This is a genomic window from Mesorhizobium ciceri WSM4083, from assembly GCF_000519305.1.
Taxonomy (GTDB): Bacteria; Pseudomonadota; Alphaproteobacteria; order Rhizobiales; family Rhizobiaceae; genus Mesorhizobium; species Mesorhizobium ciceri_B.
The window spans coordinates 1-21759 of sequence record NZ_JAFG01000018.1; the positions used below are offsets into that span (position 1 = coordinate 1).

General features: G+C 59.6%; 18 protein-coding genes and 2 pseudogenes. 3 read left to right on the plus strand and 17 right to left on the minus strand.

All coding sequences use genetic code 11. The features are described from left to right. The 4 genes from MESCI2_RS0123840 to MESCI2_RS0123855 form a co-directional block, all read right to left on the minus strand. On the minus strand, nt 1–857 hold an 857-nt coding region (locus MESCI2_RS0123840), incomplete at its 3' end, for a recombinase family protein (protein WP_027038736.1). Next, the gene (locus tag MESCI2_RS1000000138940; protein WP_027038737.1) at nt 847–1119 is read right to left on the minus strand and encodes a hypothetical protein; all 273 of its coding nucleotides are present in this window, start codon (nt 1117–1119) and stop codon (nt 847–849) included. The genes MESCI2_RS0123840 and MESCI2_RS1000000138940, both read right to left, overlap by 11 nt. A 19-nt stretch (nt 1120–1138) precedes the next feature. Continuing rightward, on the minus strand, nt 1139–1588 hold the full coding sequence (locus MESCI2_RS1000000138945; protein WP_027038738.1) for a helix-turn-helix domain-containing protein: 450 nt from the start codon (nt 1586–1588) through the stop codon (nt 1139–1141). A gap of 191 nt (nt 1589–1779) precedes the next feature. Beyond that, nucleotides 1780–2031 carry a DUF5372 family protein gene (locus MESCI2_RS0123855; protein ID WP_197031591.1) on the minus strand — a complete coding sequence of 84 codons (252 nt, stop codon included), beginning with the start codon at nt 2029–2031 and terminating at the stop codon, nt 1780–1782. Nucleotides 2032–2087: 56 nt separating this feature from the next. On the opposite strand from MESCI2_RS0123855, the pseudogene MESCI2_RS01000000135265 reads away from it, so the two are divergent. Both MESCI2_RS01000000135265 and istB (MESCI2_RS0123865) read left to right on the plus strand, forming a co-directional pair. Beyond that, nucleotides 2088–2864: pseudogene (locus MESCI2_RS01000000135265) on the plus strand (Mu transposase domain-containing protein); the annotation flags it as partial. A 16-nt stretch (nt 2865–2880) separates the two neighbouring features. Then, nucleotides 2881–3663 carry an IS21-like element helper ATPase IstB gene (istB, locus tag MESCI2_RS0123865; RefSeq protein WP_027038740.1) on the plus strand — a complete coding sequence of 261 codons (783 nt, stop codon included), beginning with the start codon at nt 2881–2883 and terminating at the stop codon, nt 3661–3663. 248 nt (nt 3664–3911) lie between these two features. Here istB (MESCI2_RS0123865) and istB (MESCI2_RS01000000135270) read toward each other — a convergent pair whose 3' ends face one another. From istB (MESCI2_RS01000000135270) to MESCI2_RS0123935, 13 genes and pseudogenes are all read right to left on the minus strand, one after another. Further along, the gene (istB, locus tag MESCI2_RS01000000135270) at nt 3912–4733 is read right to left on the minus strand and encodes an IS21-like element helper ATPase IstB (protein WP_050596651.1); all 822 of its coding nucleotides are present in this window, start codon (nt 4731–4733) and stop codon (nt 3912–3914) included. Next, a pseudogene (gene istA, locus MESCI2_RS0123875) lies at nt 4733–6237 on the minus strand (IS21 family transposase). The gene istB (MESCI2_RS01000000135270) and the pseudogene istA overlap by 1 nt, the downstream one beginning before the upstream one ends. Nucleotides 6238–6398: 161 nt before the next feature. After that, on the minus strand, nt 6399–6617 hold the full coding sequence (locus tag MESCI2_RS0123880) for a hypothetical protein (protein WP_027038742.1): 219 nt from the start codon (nt 6615–6617) through the stop codon (nt 6399–6401). 882 nt (nt 6618–7499) lie between these two features. Then, complete coding sequence (locus MESCI2_RS0123890) at nt 7500–8225, minus strand: LuxR family transcriptional regulator (RefSeq protein ID WP_032901261.1); 726 nt, start codon at nt 8223–8225, stop codon at nt 7500–7502. Nucleotides 8226–8881: 656 nt separating this feature from the next. Next, complete coding sequence (locus MESCI2_RS0123895) at nt 8882–10288, minus strand: aminotransferase (protein WP_027038745.1); 1407 nt, start codon at nt 10286–10288, stop codon at nt 8882–8884. Nucleotides 10289–10449: 161 nt separating this feature from the next. Further along, the gene (locus MESCI2_RS0123900; protein WP_027038746.1) at nt 10450–10947 is read right to left on the minus strand and encodes an Lrp/AsnC family transcriptional regulator; all 498 of its coding nucleotides are present in this window, start codon (nt 10945–10947) and stop codon (nt 10450–10452) included. A 68-nt stretch (nt 10948–11015) separates the two neighbouring features. Further along, nucleotides 11016–12560 (minus strand): fumarate hydratase, encoded by a 1545-nt coding sequence (locus MESCI2_RS0123905; protein ID WP_027038747.1) that lies wholly within the window; start codon nt 12558–12560, stop codon nt 11016–11018. Between the two features lie 6 nt (nt 12561–12566). Continuing rightward, a complete protein-coding gene (locus MESCI2_RS0123910) occupies nt 12567–14000 on the minus strand; it encodes an NAD-dependent succinate-semialdehyde dehydrogenase (protein WP_027038748.1) in 1434 nt (477 codons plus the stop codon). A 187-nt stretch (nt 14001–14187) separates the two neighbouring features. Beyond that, nucleotides 14188–15114 (minus strand): LysR family transcriptional regulator, encoded by a 927-nt coding sequence (locus MESCI2_RS0123915; protein ID WP_027038749.1) that lies wholly within the window; start codon nt 15112–15114, stop codon nt 14188–14190. 166 nt (nt 15115–15280) lie between these two features. After that, nucleotides 15281–16195 carry an HpcH/HpaI aldolase/citrate lyase family protein gene (locus MESCI2_RS0123920; RefSeq protein WP_155936657.1) on the minus strand — a complete coding sequence of 305 codons (915 nt, stop codon included), beginning with the start codon at nt 16193–16195 and terminating at the stop codon, nt 15281–15283. A gap of 132 nt (nt 16196–16327) precedes the next feature. Beyond that, nucleotides 16328–17479 carry a CaiB/BaiF CoA transferase family protein gene (locus MESCI2_RS0123925; RefSeq protein ID WP_027038751.1) on the minus strand — a complete coding sequence of 384 codons (1152 nt, stop codon included), beginning with the start codon at nt 17477–17479 and terminating at the stop codon, nt 16328–16330. A gap of 15 nt (nt 17480–17494) precedes the next feature. Then, a complete protein-coding gene (locus MESCI2_RS0123930) occupies nt 17495–18748 on the minus strand; it encodes a methylaspartate ammonia-lyase (RefSeq protein WP_027038752.1) in 1254 nt (417 codons plus the stop codon). Nucleotides 18749–18824: 76 nt separating this feature from the next. Next, a complete protein-coding gene (locus MESCI2_RS0123935) occupies nt 18825–19820 on the minus strand; it encodes a succinylglutamate desuccinylase/aspartoacylase domain-containing protein (RefSeq protein ID WP_027038753.1) in 996 nt (331 codons plus the stop codon). 1177 nt (nt 19821–20997) lie between these two features. Between MESCI2_RS0123935 and MESCI2_RS0123940 the strand changes: the two genes are divergently transcribed. After that, nucleotides 20998–21747 carry an electron transfer flavoprotein subunit beta/FixA family protein gene (locus tag MESCI2_RS0123940; protein WP_027038754.1) on the plus strand — a complete coding sequence of 250 codons (750 nt, stop codon included), beginning with the start codon at nt 20998–21000 and terminating at the stop codon, nt 21745–21747. Nucleotides 21748–21759 lie beyond the last annotated feature (12 nt).

Here is a 21759-nt window from a genome sequence, read left to right on the forward strand (position 1 = left end):
CAGTCGGATCTCGCCACGCGCAGCTGCACGGACTTGAGCTTGGCATTGTAGGCTTTGCGCGTGCGTCCATAGGCGAACGCGCCGGCATAACGCGGGTTGTGCAGGATCTGCAGCACGCGGGAATGGTCGATCTCGCTCCACAGGACGTCGCCCTTGCCGATGCCGCGGCGGATACGCCGGGGAAAGAGGATCTTCTCGCCGCGCAGGCGGCGCACGACGGCGCAGGCCGAGCCGGTCTGGCGGAAGGTATCGAACAGGAGCCGCACCGTGTCCTGGATCTGTCGGTCCGGATCGAGCACGACCCGCGCGTCAGGGGTGTAGACCAGTCCGATCGGCAACGGCATCTCGAGCTCGCCGCGGCGCGCCTTGTTGAGAATGCCGCCTTGCAGCCGCGACTTCAAAATGTGCAGCTCGGCCTCGCTCATCGTGCCCTTCAGCCCGAGCAGCATGCGATCGTTGAAATAGGCCGGATCGTAGACGCCGTCCTCGTCCATGATGAGCGTGCGCGACAGGGCGGCCAGCTCAAGGAGACGGTGCCAGTCGGCATTGTTGCGTGCCAGGCGCGACACTTCCAGCCCCAGCACGATCCCTGCATGCCCCATCGCCACTTCACTCACCAGGTGCTGGAAGCCGTCGCGGTCCTGCGACTGCGCGCCGGAGAGGCCGAGGTCGCTATCGATGACGTGGACACGTTCGATCGGCCAGCCCAGCGCCACTGCGCGATCGCGCAGGGCGTATTGCCGCTTGGTGCTCTCGGTGTTCTCGAACACCTGACGAAGAGAGGACTGACGCACGTAGAGGAATGCATCACGCCGAAGATGGTCGGCGCCAACCTTCATGGCGATATCAGTAGACATGATTGCCTCGCGTCTCTGCTGCCAGCACCATGTTGGCGAGCATGTGCACGAGCTGGCGATCGTGCACGGCCGCCGAAGCCGTGGGCGGCGGTTCGGGCCGCCGATGCATCGACGGGGAAGGCTGAGGGGCCGCGATCAGCACCGCCAGCCCTTGCCAAAAGCCATGAAAAACGATGGCGCCCATGTCCTTGACGCAGGCCTGACCGCATAGGACGGCGGCGCGCAGCGTCTCGTAGAAATCCTTGCAGCCGTGCGGCAGCATCGGGGTGCGCGCATGGGGTTCACCGTTTTTTTTTACGCGCCATCGCGCGTTCGATGCTGCGGGGATGGACGCTGATACCGAGTGTCGAATGCAGCAGCTGCGCCAGGGATCGCGCCTGCAGCGGAGCACCCGTGTGCTGGTTCTGCTCGATGAGCTGCATAACTTCGTCAGTGAGCTTGTGGGCCGACTTTGGCCCACGCGTGCGCGGCAGCAGGCCGGCAATGCCCTCGCGTTCAAACGCGGCCTCGGCCTGATAGTAGGTGGGCCGCGACAGACCGAAAAGCGCGGCGGCATCGGCTTTGTTGACGCCATCCTCATGGACGTGACGCAGCATCTCGTACTTCACCTGCACGAGGTCGAGAGGATCGAAGAAGCTGGATTCACGGAACCAGGGTGCGCGGACGGCTTCGGGGCGCGTGTTGAGCGCTCCGAGCTGGCGCAGTCGATCGCGTTTGGTCTGGTTGGGCATGGTATATCCCCCTGCTTGTGTGTAAATCAAATTACGCCTCGATAGAGAGCGTGTCAATCTAATGGAGGCAGCTGCCATACCGATAGGACCCCGGACAATGCGAGTGAAGCCGGCGACTGGAACGACGGTGAATCCGGCATCCGGCGGCATAATTAGGTTGACATATGCGGCATAAATTGCCTGACACGTGTTCAGCCGCCATGGCTGCGCTCGATTTGCTCGATCAACGCCGCCAGGGTTGCCAGATCATCTGGACGCACGAACGACCGACCGGCCGCGACCTGAATGAAAACATCGGGTTCAGCGACGTCCGTCCATGACGCAAGCAGCGAGCGAAGTCGTCCCGCCGCGTCGTAGAACATGACGCGGTCCTCGCCCCAGTTCTGCTTGCGGGTCGACAGCACGAAGCGCTGGCCGCGCCACGGGTGGAACGGGTGCGTGATCTCGAACTCTATACGCGCTCGAGTGTCAGCACGAACTGCAGTCCTGGACTTGAAAGAAGGGCAAGGTCGAGGGCGCAGTTCTCATCGTCGAACGCTGGATTCTGGCGCGACTGCGCAACCGCCAATTCTTCTCGCTAGCCCTGCTCAATGCGGCGATCGCCGAGCTGCTCGAGGAGCTGAACAACCGGCCGATGCGCCATATCGGCAAAAGCCGGCGCGAACTGTTCGAGGAGATCGAGCGGGCGGCGCTCGGCACCCTGCCGGCGACGCCGTTTGAATACGCCGAGTGGAAATCGGCGAAGGTGCATCCCGACTACCATGTCGAGATCGACAAGACGTTCTACTCGGTGCCGCACCGACTGATCGGCCGCACCGTCGAGGTCCGGCTCACCCACCGGGTGATCGAGATCTTCCATGATCACCAGCGCGTCGCCTGCCATGTTCGCCGATCGCAGCGCTGCGGCCATGTCACCATCGACGTTCACATGCCCAAGGCGCATCAGCGCTACGCCAACACCACGCCCGCCAACCTGATCGGCCGGGCGGCTGTCATCGGCCCGAACACCGCGATCCTGGTCGAACGCATGATGCGCGACAGGCCCCATCCCGAGCAGGGCTATCGTTCGGCCATGGGCATCTTGTCGCTATCGCCCCGCTATGGACCCACGCGCCTGGACGCCGCTTGCGAGCGCGCGCTTACCATCAACGCGATCACCTATTCCTCCGTCAACGCCATCCTCAAAGCCGGCCTCGATCTCATGGGATCGCAGGCCGAACCGGCGAAGCCGACACCAGCCCACGCCAATATCCGCGGCCGCACCTACTATCAGTGAAGCAAAGGACGAAAGAATGCTGACAAACCCAACCCTCGATCAAATGCAGGCCCTCGGGCTCCCTGGCATGGCTACCGCCTGGCGCGAACTGGCCGCAGCTGAACAGAGCAGCGCCAATGAGTTGAGCCGCGACGAATGGCTCGGCCTGATCCTCGACCGGGAGATCGCCATGCGGGCCGACAAGCGTGTCAGGAACAAGCTCGCCTCGGCCAAGCTGCGCTTCCCCGAAGCATGCATCGAAGACATCGACTTCGCGCCCGCGCGCGGCCTCGACCGCCGCAACACCATGGCGCTCGCCCAAGGCCATTGGCTCAAGGCCCAGGAGAATTTGATCCTCACCGGCCAGACCGGAACTGGAAAATCATGGTTGGCCTGCGCCTTCGGACGGCAGGCGGCCCGGCTCGACCATTCCGTTCTCTATGTGCGCGTACCGCGCATGTTCGAGGATCTGGCGCTCGCCCGCCTCGACGGGCGCTTCCCCCGGCTCATCGAAAAACTTACCCGAGTGCATTTGCTCATCCTCGACGATTTTGGCTCCCACAGCCTCTCGGACCAGCAGCGCTTCCATCTCTTCGAAATCGTCGAGGAGAGATATCGCCGCCGCTCAACCATCATCGCCGCTCAGACCACCGTGGACAAATGGCATGACCTGATCAATGACCCCACCGTCGCCGACGCCATTCTTGACAGGATCGTTCACAATGCTCACCGCATTGCCCTGCAAGGCGACAGTCTGCGAAAGCAAAAAACGAGGCCCCTCTTGACCGGCGCCGAAAACACCGAAATCAATCAATCCTGAACTCAACGAGGCTATCGAGAACCAGCGACCCCAGGCTGTCCCGACATTACCGGAACGCCTGTCCCGTATTTAGCGGAATCGCTGTCCTGAGTTGGCGAATGCGCAGCGTGGTGTGATTTGGCTATCACGAGGGCTGTGGATCTGGCAACGGCTCAGCGACAATTACGGGAGTTGTAATTGTCGCTGAGCGGTGTGTTGGCGTGGTTTGACTCGGTCGAGTGGTGATGGGTAATTGTCGCCAGCGACAACTACACCAACGCCGCGCAGTTGTTCGGCGCGTCTGGTGTGTCGGCCGCGCTTTCCATGGCGGAGATGCGAGCGACGGCGGACCGCTTGCGGTAACTTTCTCCGTTCATTTCAAGGATGGTGGCGTGGTGAACGAGGCGGTCGATCGCGGCGACAGTCATGGCGGGATCTGGAAAAACGTCAGACCAGGCGGAAAAAGGCTGATTGGCGGTGATCGCGATGGAGTGACGCTCATATCGGTGCGCGATGAGCTCGAACAGAGCGCTGGTTTCGACCTGGTCCTTCCGGACATAGGACATGTCGTCGAGGACGATGAGATCATATTTGTCGAGCTTGTCGAGCATCGAAGAAAGGCTGAGCTCGCGCCGCGCGACCTGGAGTCTCTGGACCATATCGGTAGTGTTGCAGAACAGGACACGGCGCCCAGCGTCGATAAGAGCATGGCCGATAGCGGCGATAGCGTGGGTCTTGCCGGTGCCGGACTGGCCGAAGAGGAGAAGGTTGCCACCGCTTCCGATCCAGCCTTCGCCGGCTGCGAGCGACAGCAGGTGAGGCTTGCGGATGCCCACGGCGGCGTCGAAGTCGAACGTACCGAAGGTCTTTCCGGCTGGCAGGCCGGACTGGTCGCGATGGCGCTGGATACGCCGTGAGGTGCGCTCGGCCATCTCGATCTCGAGCAACGAGGCGAGCAGGTGGGCAGCGGGCCAGCCATCGCGGTCGGCGGTGTCGGTGAGACGCTTCCAGTTGCGGTTGACGCTGGGCAGGCGCAGTGCCGTCATCAGGGTGGGCAGGACGGCGGCAGCTTGATCCTTAGTCCTGCTCATCACAGCACCTGTCCGCTGGCCAGAAGGCGGTTGTATCCGACGAAATCGGGCGGTGGGATGGTGACGTGGTCACGGGCACGCACAGCGGGCAGGAACTCGCTCTTCAGTGCTGCGATATCGGGGAGCTCGTTGGCATCGAGGAAAGCCTCGATGCGCTGGGCCAGGGCCTCGACGCAGTTGCCGTTGGCGGCGATATCGAGGAGAGCGACCATGGTGCGGCAGGCCTGCCGGGCATCGAGGGCCGCATCGAGTGCCTGCCATGCGCGGGCATAGGCGTGGGTGGGAAACAAGGCATCTCGGTAGACCATGTAGCGCAGCGCCTGCGGCTTGCGCTTCAGGTTCGCGATGAAGTGCCGGAAATCGATACTGTGCCCCCGGCCGGGATGCCTGACGCGGATCCGGTTGGTGGTCATCACCCGGTCCGGCCCGAGGAAGAGGTCGATACGATCGTCAAACAGATGAGCGTGGAGGCGGCGGCCGATGAGGCGCGACGGTACCGAATAGATGACTCGGTCGATGCTGATCGTACTGTTGCGCGTGACGTCCGCGCTGACCAAGGTGAAATCGGTCGTTCGCCGCGGCGGCAGCGGCTTGAGAAGACGGCGCTCTTCCTCCAAAAGCTTAGCCCGGCGCCGATTCTGCTTGGCAACCTCCCTCTCGACGAAGCAGCGGTAGTCCTCGATGCTGGCGAAATCGCGGCTGCCCCGGCGACGCAGAGCTTGGTCGAGGCGCCGCTTCAGGTGGCCATGAGGGGCTTCGATCGATCCGTTCTCATGGGCTTCGCGGCGGTTGTTGCGGGTGGCGCACATTCCGTAATGGCGACACAGAGCCTCGTAGCTTCGGGTGAAATCGCACTGGGCGTCGGCATCGAGGTTCTTGTAGGCGGCCGAGAGCGAGTCGCTGCGGTGTTCCGCCGGCACACCACCCAGCTTCCACAGGGCATCCTGCAAATGTTCCGACAAGGCGGTGAAGCTCTCTCCGCCGAGCACGACCGCTGCATGTTCCCAACCGCTGCAGGCGAGACGGAAATGGAAGAGGCGATGGCCGAAGCGCTCGCCGCCGATGGTGATGCGCAGATCGTCACAGACGGTGAAGTCCGACAGCCCCTGTCGGCCGATCGCGTGATGCTGCGCGAAGATGATCTCCTTCTCGCCCCCGTTCAGCGCCCGCCACCGGGCAATCCGGCGCTCAAGGGTTCGCCTCACGCCGTCGGGAACGGTATCCTCCCCGAACTCGTCCTGCACGGTCTCGAAGATGGTAACGGACAGGATGCCATCGATCTTGAGCAGCTCTTCTACGCGCGGCCACACCTGTTCGAGAGGGTCTGGCCGGGTTCGCCAGTGGCGCTTGCGGTTCTGTTGGGATGGCAGGCGCGGATCCTTGTCGATCCGACGTGCACTCCGTTCGCTGATACCGGCCTTGGCGGCTGCAACGGCCTGGGTGTGGTGACGACGCTGAGACATGTACGATGTACCTGTTGATCGGTGATGTGGAGGCCAGGCATCGGTACCTATCGCTGCTATGTTCGATAGGTGTTCCGATACCACCACCCGGCACCGCCTGATCAGAGTCCCCCGCTGGGGGTTCTCTCATCGCCGCCGCGCGTCAAGTCCGCTCTCCGGTCGGGGCTACGCCCCTCCCTGCAAGCGGACCTGACGCGCGACCCTACCGGCCATCATAGTTGTCGCTCAACCGGCCAACATAATTGTCGCCGCGCAGGTGAGCATTTCGCAGCACGACGTGCTGCCGACCGTCAGCCGTCGTCAGGATTGCCGCCCAAGGTGGCAATGCAGCGAGATCAAACGAAAGTCTTTCCGGCGGCAATGCCTGTTGCGCAATGATGGGCATGACCTGCGGATGATTGCCTTGATTGGCGGGGGGCATCAGAACATAGCCGCATCACGCTCAAAGGAGCTGGCGAAACAGGCCTGCTCAAGGGAGCGTCAGACCGAGCTGAAAGGCTGCATTACGCCGCTGACGCTCCCGGGCCCAGCCGCGTCGGGTCAGGTGGCAGTATAGCGGTAGGATTTCTCATCCTGCCAGTCCGGCCAGTGGGCGCCGTTACCTACGAAAACCATGTCAGCCGGCCGTACAGGAAAGGCGCCCACTGGACCGCCGAGGCCATTGTGAAGGATCACAGCAAGGTTCTCGTAGGAGACACCTCAAAGGCCGGCAACGGTGCGGGTGGTACCGATTGCCTGGGGTTGACCGATCCGGGCCAGCGGCCATCCGGCGCGATGACGATATGGCGGAGCCGCCACGAGACTGAACTCGATCATGCCAGCGAGCATTTATAGGTGCCGACAGCAATGCTCCCACGCCCCTTCGGCGCAGACGATGGGAGATCAAGGGCGAAACGGCTGCCTTGCCAGAAACTCGGTTCCTCAGGTTCAGACCTCCTTCTAGCAGCCTTGAAAAGATATCTCGCGTCATCGTCGGCCCTGTCGAGGGCAGAAGGCGAACGCCGCCCCCGACGCGACCGGCGGAATCGCGCGACAAAAAAGGGCGCTTTCAGAGAATCGAATGAAACCATCTCGAAGCCGCCGGTCGTGCGCACGAGCCCTCCTTGAAGACGCGGTAGCGCAGGCGGTGCATTTCGTGCAACGCGACAATTTCCTGAAGTCCGTCGGCCAAGGCCCGTACCAGCCGGGGGCAATAAGCTCAATCACATGGTCTCCTCGCATGTATGACCCTGCCAGGAGGCCAACGTTCAACGTCGCGACTACCTGTGAGCACGCACAGGTGGATCAAAGAGGGATTCAGTTCTCAGAGAATTGATGACCGAGAAGAGCCCAGCAGCGTCACTGCTTGATTTTTGGTGCGCACGCCGAGCTTCTTCTTGGCATTTTCCAGATGGAAGGCGGCCGTGCGCTCCGTGATCCCCAAGATGCAGCCGATCTCCCAGGCGGACTTGCCCTGCGCCGTCCATTCCAGGCACTCGTACTCACGGGGCGTGAGCGAAACACCGTCCACTGCCAGGTCACCCGAAAGCTTGCGGCGAACGGCAATGTGAAAGGACATGGCCATAATTTCGAGCGCCTGTTCATATCGCTCAGCGATGCGCAGGAAGGTCGGATCGAGCCTGTCTGCCCCGAAGGTCATCGCAGCAACTCCGCCGCGGCGATCGACAAGTGGAATCGTCAGTCCGCAGCAGATGCCGAATTCGGCAGCCTCATCGAAAAGCTGTTGCTGTCGCTTTGAGATGCAGGCATGGCCGAAACCCGGTCCCCACTGAAACGGACATCCGCTGCACCTTGCCCATCCTACGACCGGGTCGATCCTTTCATATTGGTGGCGCAAGTAGTGCGACGTCCAGCCAGAATGATAATTCGATATCAGCCTGGGTTTTGTGACGCCGCCAGACACCAGAGATAGATAAGCGAATGCGCGAATGTCGAGGGCGCCGGCAGCGTTGGCCAGTGCGTTATGGAAATCGACTTCATCAACGCTCAAAGACAACTGTTCAACCAAAGTTTCGAAGACGATCTGCATTTTCTCCTGCAGCTGTTCTAATTAACCTAGGACGTTCTTGCTTCTAGCCAGCTATCACGGCGAGGAGATTCGCCCGCAACATATCGACGCTGGAGAAATTTACCGCGATGATTGCTCTCCCGACATTAGATCATGTGAAGGGAGAAGTGTGTGACCTCCACGCCGGCTGTCGTCAGCTACGCGTCTAGAGTTGCGATGGTAGGCGGTTGGCATGCGCAAAAGAAATGTCGAAGCTCGATGTACCATCGGGATGCAGATGACCTCCTTCTCAAACTCTCGATTGCTGACGCGCTACAATCACCCAAATCCAGCGGGCCAAAAAGGCGCCCTGCCAGCGGGGAGGTACACCGGCAGGGCGCGCCGCACAAACGCCCTGGTCGTTGGGCAACAGGACAGCGGCGGCAGAACTGGGTTCGGTTGGTTACCGGTTGCGATCAAAGTATCCGAAGCATGCTTGAGATCAGACGGCTTGAAATTCAGCAGGTTCGGCAGGCTCGGCGTGACAAAACGCTGTCAAACCCACCGTCACCAAGGAGCTTAACGACAGCCAGAGGTCAAAGCGTCTGGTCCCCGGGAGAGTTCTTCATAATGGGAACCACCGCATTGGTTATCCGCATATGATCGAACTCGGGCCTCGCTCTCGTTCGCTCTCAGGTTCATACCGCGCCCTCGGCCTTCAGCGCGCGACAGGTCGTATCGATTGATTTCGCGGTTGCGTCGACGATAATGTCGATCTCCTTCCGGGTGATGATCAAAGGCGGGGCAAACCCTAGGATATCGCCGTGCGGCATCGCGCGGCCGATGACACCGTTCTCGAACAGAGCAGCGGCGGCGCGAACGCCGACCTGAAGGTCGGATTCAAACGGTATCCTCTGCTTTGGATCTCGCATGAGCTCTACGGCGGAGAGGATTCCGACGCCACGAACCTCCCCGACGATGGGGTGTCCCGCCAGTTCGGCATTCATGCGGGCATGCCAATACGGTCCGACATCGCGGACATGCTCCAGGATATTTCTTTCCTTTAGGAGTCGAATATTGGCGAGCGCTGCCGCAGCGCAAAGCGTGTGACCCGAATATGTCCAGCCATGGCCGAGGGCGCCGTGCTTCTCTGTTCCTTGTTCCAAGACCGACCAGACGCGGTCGCCAATGATTGACCCGGAGATGGGCAGGTAGGCGGAACTCAAACCCTTGGCGATGGTCACGAAATCCGGCCGCATGCCATAGAGGTGGGAACCGAATTTCTCACCGGTTCGTCCAAACCCGCAGACCACTTCGTCGGCGATGAGAAGGATCTCGTACTTGTCGAGCACCCCTTGGATAGCGGCCCAGTATCCTTTTGGGGGCGGAACGATACCGCCTGTCCCAAGCACCGGCTCTCCAATAAAAGCTGCGACGGTCTCCGGGCCCTCAGCGAGAATAAGGGCTTCAAGTTCATCCGCGCAGCGTTTCGCGAACGCTTGCTCGCTTTCGCCCTCATGCGCCTGGCGATAGTGGTGCGGCGTCGTGGTATGGCGTACCAAGTCCAGCGGCAGGTCGAAGAAATTGTGGAAGAAAGCAAGGCCGGTCAGGCTGCCGGTGACCAGCCCAGACCCGTGATAACCGCGATGTCGCGAGATTATCTTTTTCTTTTCGGGGCGGCCCAGAATGTTGTTGTAGTACCAGACTAGCTTGATGTTGGTTTCGTTGGCGTCGGAACCGGAAAGGCCGAAAAAGACCCTTCGCATGTTCTGACCAAAATACTCGACCACGGCCTCTGCTAACAGGGCGACTGGCTCTGTTCCTTGACTTGCATAGACATGGGCGAACGGCAATTCGTGTGCTTGCCTGGCGATGGCCTCGGCAATTTCCGTGCAGCCATATCCCATGTTGACGCAGTAGAGCCCACCGAAACCGTCGAGGCTCTTTCGGCCTTCGGTATCCCAGATGTACACGCCTTCCGCACCGGCCATGATCCGATTTGGGGTCTCTCCTCGGCTGTGCTTGGCCAGATGCGTAGACGGATGAAAGACGAAGCTTCGATCCTTCTCTTTGAGTTGCTCGGTTCCCAGATTGCTCAACCGCATAGTCCTCTCCTCGCGATGGATTGGCGGATGGCACTCAGCCGGCCGCGTCTTTGGCAATTACCATACCGCAAACGCCTCTCCAGTTTCGCGGGAATGCACGTCCTTCGCCGACGAATTCACGGAATCGGGACCAAAAGCCGTGGAAACTAAGGCCTCGGCGTTTACCGTCCCCTTAGCGCGAACAAAGGGATTGGTGAATTGGATTTGATTGGTTTGGTCACGACAAGACTGTAATATTGATCGATCCCCAAGCCGGCCTGCAGCAGTCCCTCCATGAAATCCTGATACGCAGCCATGGAAGGAGATGCGACGCGCATCAGATAATCGATCCGCCCGCCGATCGCCCAGCAATCCAGGATTTCCGGAAATTCTCTGATCGCAGTCTCGAAGTGTCTTTGGTCCTCGAGGCGATGTCGTTCCAGCACGACCTCCACCATGACAAAGACCATGCCCCCGACGAGGGCCGGACTCAGCCGCGCGTAAAATCCCTCAATAATCCCTGCGATCTCGAGTGCACGGAGCCGCTCCGAGCAGGCAGACGCCGAAAGATGAACGCGTTTTGCCAGATCGCTTTTTGAAATCCGGCCGTCTGACTGAATCTCCGAGAGAATCCGGAAGTCCCAAGCGTCCAAGCGCGCAGGATCGGGTTTCGACTTCATGACCTTGTGCTCTTAACCCGTTGTTGACAATGGAATTGGCGCCTATCAACCGAGCCTGGCCGGAAGGCTCAAACGCCGATGTTGCGTGCGATGCTGTCCGCCGCCATGCGCTTGCGCCACTCAAGAGGCCCGGAATTGTGAACGGAGTTTCCCCCAACATCGACAGCCATGATGACAGGCATATCCTGTACCTCGAATTCATAGACTGCTTCCATGCCTAGGTCTTCGAAGGCAATGAGCCGCGCTGACTTGATCGATTTTGATATCAGGTAGGCAGCCCCACCCACTGCGATGAGATATGGTGTTTTGTGTCTCACAATCGACTCGATGGCCGCCCGTCCCCTTTCCGCTTTGCCCACCATTGCGAAAAGCCCGGTTTCGGCGAGCACCTTGTCCGTAAAATCGTCCAAGCGGCCGGAGGTCGTTGGGCCAGCCGGTCCGACGACCTCATCTCTCACGGCGCGGACGGGTCCAACGTAGTAGATAACGCGTCCCTTCAGATCGAACGGAAGCGGCTTACCGGCGTCGATCAACTCGACCATCCGCTTGTGGGCGGCGTCACGGCCTGTCAGCATCTTTCCGGAAAGAAGGAGCGTTTCGCCGCAGCGCCACGATGCCGTCTCTTCCTTGGTCAAGGCATCGAGGTTGACCCTTCGTACACCGGCTGGATTCAGTTCGTCGGTGCCAATATCGGGCCATTCGCGCAAGTCGGGCGGCTGAAGCCTGATTGGTCCAGAACCGTCCAAGGTAAACTTCAGGTGCCGGTTGGCGGCGCATTGCGGAATGAGTGCCACGGGCTTAGACGCCGCATGGGTAGGATAGGTCGCAACCTTGACATCGACGACTGTCGTTAGGCCACCAAGGCCTTGGGCGCCGATGCCCAGCGCGTTAATCCGTTCATAAAGTTCAATCCGCAGTGCCTCTTCCGCGCCTGAAGGCCCCCTGGCAATCAATTCCGCCATATCGATCGGCTGATTCATGGCCTCCTTGGCCACCAGCATCGCCTTTTCAGCGCTACCACCGATTCCAACGGAGATCAGTCCGGGCGGACACCACCCACTGCCAAGCGTCGATACTGTGTCAACCACCCAGTCCGAAACGGAGGCGCTGGGGTTCAAGGTGGTAAAACGTGCTTTGTTTTCTGACCCGCCGCCTTTTGCGGCAATGGTGATCTCAATCTGGTTACCTTGTACAAGGTCGACGTGGACGACCGCCGGCGTGTTGTCACGGGTGTTGACGCGTCCGGCGAGCGGATCGGCAACGATCGATGCCCGAAGGGGATTGTCCGGATCGAGATAGGCCTGACGGACGCCCTCATTCACGAGGTCTGCGAAACTGACCGTTGATTTGATGCGGGTGTCCATGCCCACTTTTGCGAAGACCACCACAAGGCCGGTATCTTGGCAGATCGGCCGCCGCCCGAAGGCCGCCATGCGGGAGTTCAGCAGAATCTGCCCTATGGCGTTCTTTGCCGCTGGGCTCTGTTCGCGCGCGTATGCCTGCGAAAGAGACCGGATATAATCTGGAGGATGGTAGTACGAGATGTACTGAAGGGCGTCGGCGACGCTCCTTGTGATGTCCTTGCCGGCTATGGTCCGTGTTCTTCTACCCACGAAAACTTATCCAAATGATCCGAGGCCATTTACCATCTTGAGGATTTGAAAGCTTCGCACCCCCTGCTCACCGCCCTCATATCCATAGCCGCTTTGCTTGACGCCTCCATAAGGCGCGTCCGCGGAAACCCCTTTCAGGTAATTCACACTGACGGCGCCTGCAGAAAGACTGCTGGTCAGCTTTCGTTGCGTATCGGCAGCGTCCGTGAAGAAGTAGGCGGCCAAACCATACTCGGTGGCGTTGGCCTCCTCGATGGCCTCCTCTAGTGTGTCGAAGGGCGCAATCGTAAGGATCGGTCCGAACGGCTCTTCATGCAGCACTCTCGCTTCCTTCGGCACGCCCGTCAGGATGGTTGGCGGCCAGTAGAAGCCCGGTCGGTTGAGCCGGGTGCCACCGGTTTCGATGCGGGCGCCGCGTTCGACCGCATCCTTGGTCAGGCGTTGCATGGCTTCGATTCGCCGCGCGTTCGCCATCGGACCCATGTCCGTTGCAGCGTCGTCTGGTAGCCCGATCCTAATCTTGCGAGCCGCATCCGTCATCCGGGACAAGAATTCCTTATAGAGAGACCGAGCGACAAGAATCCTGCTGGGCGCATTGCAGCTCTGGCCCGCGCACTCGAACTTGTATTCCGAAATAGCCGGTACGGCTTTTGCCAGGTCGGCATCCTCGCACACAATAACCGGGGAGTGCCCACCGAGTTCAAGGATGCAGCGCTGCAAATTGTTCGTTGCGAGCGTGGCCAGCTGTTTTCCAACGGCCGTGGAGCCCGTGAAAGTCAAGACCTTCACGATTGGCGAACTGAGCAGATGCCGCGATATATGCACCGGCAAGCCGAACACCAGATTGAGCACGCCCTCCGGGATGCCTGCTTGGCGCAACGATTCAACGATGTGGACAGCCACGCTCGGGGTCTCTTCAGCCCCTTTGAGGATCACCGGGCAGCCTGCCGCCAGCGCGGGGGCGAGCTTGCGGGCGATGAGAACGGCCGGATAGTTCCACGGCGTAAAGGCAGCCACCACACCGAGCGACTCCGGGACGATCATCCGGTTCGGCCCCAACGGTATCGGGGCCGACAGCTCTTCGGCGTGCGTGCCGTTCCACTCCAGTGTTTCGACGGCGCGCGCGTACTCGCCTGTCGCTTCGGCAATCGTCTTTCCCTGTTCGGCTGACAGGTCCCTGGCTGCTGCTTCAATCTTCGTTGCCAAGATTCTTGCGGCTGCTACCAGGATCTCGCCACGTTCTTTTGCAGGCCGTGAACACCAAGCCTTGCGGCTGCGTTCTGCCGAAGCGAGGGCCTCATCCAGATCCGACACCGTCGCCGAGGCCACCGAGGCACATACCTTCTCCGTCGCCGGATTAATCACCGGCAATGTGGCTCTACTACCACCGGCTCGCCATTTGCCGTCTATAAAGAGCTCGTTGCTCCTAGCGTCGGACATGCGCGCTCCACTGCTCTGATTTGCTAGGCGAGCACCTTTCGATGTCGAAACCGCTGAACTCTCGCCTGAGCCAGTTTCATCGCGACGGTCGCGGCGGGTCAAATATCGATTAGTGCCGAAATCCATCTGGAATCCAGATCGATCCAAACCGATGGCAAAAAGGGCGTGTTTTATAGATCGACGGCTGTCAGGCCGCGTCAGGACCGGATGCTGCCCAGCGGCGGCTGTCTATTAACTCTCTGGCGACCTTCGGAATGAGCTTGCGTATCGCGGAAACGGCCGCAGAACGCTCATCTTTCGGATTTACCGCAAGCACAACGGAGCGGGTAATCACCGGATCGACGATCTTGACCGTCCGGACCAGCCCTTGAGAGGCTTCTTTCTGAACCGCAGACGGGGCGAGAATAGAATGGGCTTTCCCCTCTATGACCATGTTGATGATCGTTGAAAGCGAGTCCACTTCAAACTTGACGTCCAGCGCGCAACCGTGTTGTGCGACGACGTCAGCCACAGAACGCCTGACATTGTTGTTGCGCATGGGAACAGCCAGCGGGAATGCATGCAGGTCAGCCAGAGATATCGCATCTTCGAAAGGCGGCTCACCGGACGGGACCACCAGACAAAGGTTTTCGCGCGCTAGCACCGTCATGCGCCCTACACTGTCTGCGGTGCGGTAGAGAACCGCCAGATTGAAGCGTCCAGCAGCCATCCACTCCTCTAGCGGTCCAGTCATACCCTCGACCATTTTGAGGGACACCTTGGGCAGTTCGTTTCTTACCGACTCAAGCAGCGGGCCGCTTAGGACTCGAGCAGCTCCAGACGGAATGCCAATAGTCACCTCTCCCGCCGGGGAAGCAGTTGTGTTGGTCAATTCCACCTCGGTAAGTCGAATTTCCCTGAGAATCGCCCGCGCCCGCTCGAGGAGCTTGGCTCCCGACGCCGTGACACTCACGCCGGTCCTATCGCGTACTAGCAACTGGGTGCCGAAACCTTCCTCCAGTTGGCGCACATGTAGGCTCAGCGCACTCTGGGCGACATTGAGGAAGCCGGCGGCCTTCGTAAAACTGCCTGCTTCGACCACGCCAACGAAATATCTTAACTGCCTGATTTCCACCGGTACTCTTCCGAGAGCCAACTCCAATTTATGTAATCTATCTCGAAATGCGATGGCGCGACAGCAATAATTGTGCCACGCTGCAGAGACCCTCTGGCGCGAGGCAAATTGGAGGGTCGTGGCTTTTTTGTGATGTCTCGTCCGGTCTCATCAATTGGCGGAGGTCTCAAACCACCAGCTCGGCTTGCGGGCCCAAGGCAATGATTTCACGGGCCCTTCGAATGACCGGTGCATCGACCATCTTTCCGTCCAAGGCAAAAGCACCTCTGCCCCGCGCCGCGGAATCGGTTTGCGCCGCGACGACACGATGAGCCCACTCGAGTTCTTGTGCGCTTGGCGAGAAAGCCTCATTGAATATGGCCACTTGTGTCGGATGGATAGCCAAAGCTCCAACAAAGCCAAGCCGCCGCGCACGCGTCGCGGCTTCACGAAGTTTGTGAGTGTCCGAAAACTCGCCGATGCTCCCTACGAAGCCCAGTGGAAGCAAGCCGGCCGCACGGGCGGCAAACAGAACCGAGAGGTTCGGTGTCAGCAGAAGGTCGAATTCCGGTGAGCCACCAACAGCGGCGCTGAAGTCTTCTGCACCAAGTGCCATTGCGACCATCCTGGGATGAGCCGAAGCAATAGCCGCGAGTTTTTGCAAGGCGCTCGGGGTCTCGATCTGGGCAAGGAACCGGATGCGTCCCAGCGGAAGATTTCTTTCCCCTTCAAGTTCTGAAACTGCATTCGCGATCTCTAGAACCCACTCCGCCGAATCCGTCTTCGGAAGAACAAGTGCATCGACGCCTGCCATGACGGCTGCATCGAGATCGGCCGCCAGCGCGCGGAAACCACGGTTCACGCGGACCAAAACAGAGGTGCCCTCGCCCGCGACCTTTGCCACCGAATCGGGCAGCTTCCTCCGTGCCTCGCCCTTCTGATCCTGAGGAACGGAATCCTCCAAGTCGAGAATGACGCCATCTGGACCCCGCTTACGCGCCGTCTCCACATATCGCTGAACGTGAGCGGGGACGAAGAGCAGCGATCTCCAGCGTGGTACAGATATCTCGCTCCCAACGGCTTCCCAGGTGTCCTTGATCATAAAGTCACTCTGCGCCCGGTTTTAGCGAGGGCGGTGCCAATGAGTACTGTTGGCGGCCGATACGCTGAGACGACCGGAGGGACACAGGCTCTTTGGGAATCGCGTGCGCACTCACCTTGCCGGGACGCGCTCTCATGCTGATGCGGCTCTGTCTCGCAGAAGCCCCAGGACCTCCTCGCGGACAGCCTGGGTATGAGCGCCGAGAGCCGGAACAGGGCGTAGCGAGGGCTGCTCATAATTGAAAATTGCCGCCGGCGCGATCGTCTCGACGCTTCCTTCAGGCGTGCCAATCTCGACTCTGCGGACATGTGGATGTTTTGAAACGTCCGCCACTTCGCTCAGTCGGCCATATGCCAGTCCGGCCGCCTCAAGTTCCTGCATTGCTCCCTGGCAGGATAGTTCAGAGAACCGCCGTTCAATGATCTTATCAAGTTGCGCACGGTGACTGAGGCGCTCCATATTATCAGCAAAACCAAGTGCACGTGTAAGTTCCGGCTGCTTGAGGAACTTCTCGCAAAAACTCACCCATTCGCGGTCATTCTGAACCGAAAAGACGATGTCCTTGCCATCGGCACAACGATAGGCGCCATATGGCGCCAGTGACGGGTGTTTCACACCGGCGCGTTCCGTGTGGTAGTCGCTATAGTCGTTTTGCAGAACCGGAACATTCATCCAGTCAGCGACAGCATCGAACAGTGACACCTGAATGCTGGTCCCTTCGCCAGTGACCTCGCGGTGATACATCGCCTGAAGAATGGCGCTGTGCGCTGTCATGCCCGCTGAGATGTCACAGACCGAGACCCCGACACGCGCGGGTCCTTGTTGATTGCCGGTGATCGCACATAGACCTGTTTCGGCCTGGACGATGAGATCATAAGCCTTCAAATGTGAATAAGGCCCTTTGTCACCGAAACCCGAGATGTCACAGGTTATCAGGCGCGGAAATCGGCGACGCAGGTCAGCAGATCCAAAACCCAGTTTTTCGATGCTGCCCGGCTTCAGATTCTGGATAAAGACGTCAGCAGCGGCAATGAGCGTGTCGAGGACCTCGCGGTCCGCCTCCAACCTCAGGTCCAGACACACCGATTCCTTACCCCGATTTAGCCAGACGAAGTAAGCACTCTGCCCTCGGACCAACTTGTCATAGCTTCGGGCAAAGTCCCCTTCAGGCCGTTCGATCTTGATCACCCGGGCACCGGCATCCGCGAGCCGAGACGACGCGTAAGGTGCGGCCACGGCCTGCTCCACGGCTACGACAGTGATCCCCTCAAGAGAGTTCTGCATGCGACACCGCGCCTCTCATCCAACGTTTTTGGCTCGAACTCGACGACGGTTCAGCATCGCCAGCAATCGGTTCTGCTCGTTCCCGACGATGGAATATGCCTCGTCGACACCCATTCCGGGCTTCGCAAGCATCATGTCGGCCTGGGTTGCCACCGAGACGTGGACAGAGGCCTGGGCAGAGAGATCTGTCTCGGTACAGCTTCCGCCGACATACGCCCCTACCTTATTCGCCTTGCAGATGAGAACGGCGCGCGCCGTGTCGGCAATTGAGCCGACGTCGGGGGTCTTGATTTGAACGAGGTGGGCGGCCTTCGTTTCGGCGAAGAGCCGAATATCCTCAAGCGTATTGCATCTCTCGTCCACGGCAATGCGTGCGCTCGAACCTCGGTCGTCCAAAATCGACACGATCTTGGCGTAGTTCTCAATCTGAGCTTGCGTCGAACCGAAATCCGCCGGGGACTCGATGTTGAGCAAGAAATCCGGGACGGTATCTGCAACCTTGCAGATAAAATCGGCAATGCTTTGCGGATCCAGGCCGATTTCCTGGCCGATCCAGCCGTATACATCGAAATGAAGCACCGGATGATACCCCGGGTGGCCGAGTTCGCGCGTGCGCGTTGCAACCCACTTGACGAAGTCAAGGAAAGTCTGGCCGCCTGGGCCGAATTTCTGCCGTGAATTGACCAGGCCATGGGGAAGCACATCCACCGACTTCAGGATCATTTTGTCGACGTTGATTTCGCGAGCGTCACCGCTTTGGCAGTAAATCGGGACCTTACGTATTGGCAGCGGGAGATTAAATTCACTACAAACGATTTCCGCCATTGTCTTACGGTGAAGATGGGCTGCTGCGCGAAGGAGCGATTGGCTGACGCCATACTCAATCGCGAGAGGTAGCCGCTTGTCTTCGAAGGGCTGGAAAACTTTCGCGCACGAATCAAGGTAGCGAGACGCATCGACATCAAGAAGCCGTCGTGTCACAACGCGCGACGTCAAATCCGAGATTTGAGCGGTTTCAAACACAGGATCGCGCCCGCCAGCACCAGAGTACTGCACGTTCATCATGTCGCCCCAAACAACGGTTTCGTCGGCGAGCACCAGCCCGATGCTGATCGAAGATGCTGGAATGCGAATGGAACTGAACCCACGCGTCGTCGGTTCGCCGACATAGATGAAGCCGTCCTGGGTTGCGCCCGAGACAATGGCAGCTTGATCGTCGTAGAAGAATGCGCCGTTGCCAGGCGCAAGGAGGACGTCTTTGATCTGCAATTCGGTCACTCGATTGATCCTGACGGGATTAAATTCTCAGCTACTGACACGCGAGGCGGTAGCTGCCACCCTCCTCTCATTTCCTACGCCGCCGCGCCACGAGCGCTACCACTTTGTTGGCGTCGACATGTGCCCCTGATGCTACGGCCAAGACGATGGAGGTTTCGGGCGCGCGGATATCAATGGACTCAGCGGACAGCGAATCTATCGGATGTAGGATACCTATGAGATCTCCCTGCTTCACTTCATCCAGCACCGAGCAGCGAGGTTCGAAGATGCCGGGCGCGGGGGATTTCAACTCATCGGACGGGCGCGTTTCGAGCGTTTGGCAGAACTTCTGTTGACGGAACGTTGGGTAGTCGGCTTTGCCCTCGACCAGCCCGAGCGAGATGAGCGCGTTGCGCACTCCAGCCTCGTAGATCGCGAGATTGTCCGCTCCGACCGTGCCGCCGCCGAATTCAGTGCAAACAAATACCTTGCCCTGGTTTTGGGCCGTAATATCAAACATTCCAGCCGTGTCGTTGTGTTGCCAGATCAATGTCAACGGCAAATTGAACGCTTCCGCCATTCCCACCGTCCTAGCCATAAGATCGGGATCGGCAATGGGGTGCGTCGTGGCCGCCGGCGGGAAATCCCAGGTTGGTCCGAAGCTGTGCAGATCAAACACGGTGTCGGCCATTGGCAACAATACCCGCGAAACCGCATCCGCGATTCGTTCAGTCACTGACCCGTCGGCGCGGCCCGGAAAAACGCGATTGAGGTTCAACCCGTCGAGGGGAGTATTGCGGCTCCATGCCTCCACGGCCAATGGATTAAGCACCGGTAGGACCATGACTCGCCCACAGGTTTGCGCTTCTGGCAGCCACTTAATAAGCCGCCGCGCGACAATTGGCCCCTCCAACTCATTGCCATGATTTCCACCGGTGACAAGTAGGCGCGGCCCCTCTCCTTTATTGAGACTGAAGACCGGGAGCGAAAGCTCTCCACGGTCGGTACCCCCCGGGACAATAAGATGCCCCCTGCTCACGCCGGGCGTATCGAGATCAAACGTAAGATGTGGTGCTTCCCTCATGGCTCAACCTTCTGCGAGTATTTACGCGACCTGCGCCCGGTTTGCGATAGCTGTAGCGCGTTTGCATTCTCCCGCTCGCGAAGTATGGCCACGACCTGTTCGCTTCGCCAATATAATGTCCCGGACGGGTGTCATCGTGTTTTTAGATGGTCCTGCCTGGCTTGATGGAACTGCACTGTTACTTTCTCAGAAGAATTGGAACCGTGACGAACAGTTGGTTCCGCGCACCCCAGAACCCAGCGGGCTTGCCGGCGGACACGGGCCAGCCCTCAGGATCGTGTCAAGCTTGTGCAGTACTAGAGCGTTCATGACCGAACGCTAAGAATCGCATTGCCCGCGAACGTGCTATGGCTCCATCGGCTCTCGGCGCTGGACACTCCGACGTAACCTGCAAAAGGTTACCCAGTGGACGGAGATTCCCACGCCACCTGGACGGACTACCTTCGCCTGACACCGTCTCCCGCGTACGACAAGAACTTGATGATTTTCAACCTCAAATCGCGGTCTCGATAGACAGACAGGCTTTGGCCGCAAAACCGAGTCATTAAAGCTTATTTCCCCCGCGACTTCGCGGGTGAACGGCCTGTATCTAACGCTTGCACCAGGTCACGACTGATCACGCTATACTTTGTAAAGAGCGTTGATGCGGCCAGCTTCTTCGTAGCAGCCTGGACGCTGCAGGATTCCAGCTTCTTGAAAACGCCGGCCGTGAACCGATTGCAGCTCACGGTTCGGTGTGCCAGCGTGGTAAGTGTTGGGGACGAAGACCAGCGAGGCCTCTGCATGAGGAGGCAGCGCGAGAATTCTGAACGTCGTTAAGGCCGATCGGACATCTAATCTATCTCGATTCCAGATTATAGGGATAGACAAGCTGGATTTGACTTGAAGCGCCCAGCCCTTGATGCTTGTCTGAAGAGCTGTCAGCCGCAACGAGGGTGCAGTTCCACGTTCATCTTGTCAGATTTGTCTTCATGGCTATCTGGCTAATGGCGCCTTTTGATTTCTTGTAGCTGAATAATCGTAAAAAAAGCGGCCGGTGCGGCCATTCGCATGGATTGGTCTACGCCTCGACCGCATCGCGCCGAGAGCGCTACCTAGCTGCACTAAGACATGCAGGCAGGCGGGTGCGGGCCTCCCTATCGGCCAGCGTACTCTGGACTTCGAATAGGAGAAGCAAATGAAGATCCTTTTGCCCGTGAAGCGCGTTGTGGATGCGAACGTGAAGGTTCGCGTGAAGGCTGATGGTTCGGCGGTGGAACTCGCCAACGTCAAGATGGCGATGAACCCCTTCGACGAGATCGCGGTGGAAGAAGCGATCCGGCTAAAGGAAGCCGGCAAGGCGGAAGAAATCATCGTCGTCTCGGTTGGCCCGCAGCAGGCGCAGGAAACCCTGCGCACCGCTCTCGCCACGGGCGCCGATCGCGCCATCCTGGTCAAGACGGACGAACAGACCGAGCCGCTGGGTGTCGCCAAGGTGCTTAAAGGCGTCGTCGACGCCGAGCAGCCCGGGCTCGTCATTCTCGGCAAGCAGGCGATCGACGATGACTCGAACCAGACCGGCCAGATGCTGGCGGCATTGCTGGGCTGGGCGCAGGGCACCTTCGCCTCCAAGGTCGTGATCGACGGCGACAAGGCCATGGTGACGCGCGAAGTCGACGGCGGCCTGCAGACGGTGGAACTGAAGATGCCGGCGATCGTCACCGCCGACCTTCGCCTCAACCAGCCGCGCTATGCCTCGCTGCCCAACATCATGAAGGCCAAGAAGAAGCAGCTCGACGAGAAAAGCCCGGCCGACTACGGCGCCGACGTCAAGCCGCGCCTCAAGGTTATCAAGACCGAGGAGCCGAGCGGCCGCAAGGCAGGCGTCAAGGTCAAGAGCGTCGCCGAACTGGTCGACAAGCTCAAGAACGAAGCCGGCGTATTGTAGGCGATCGGGAAA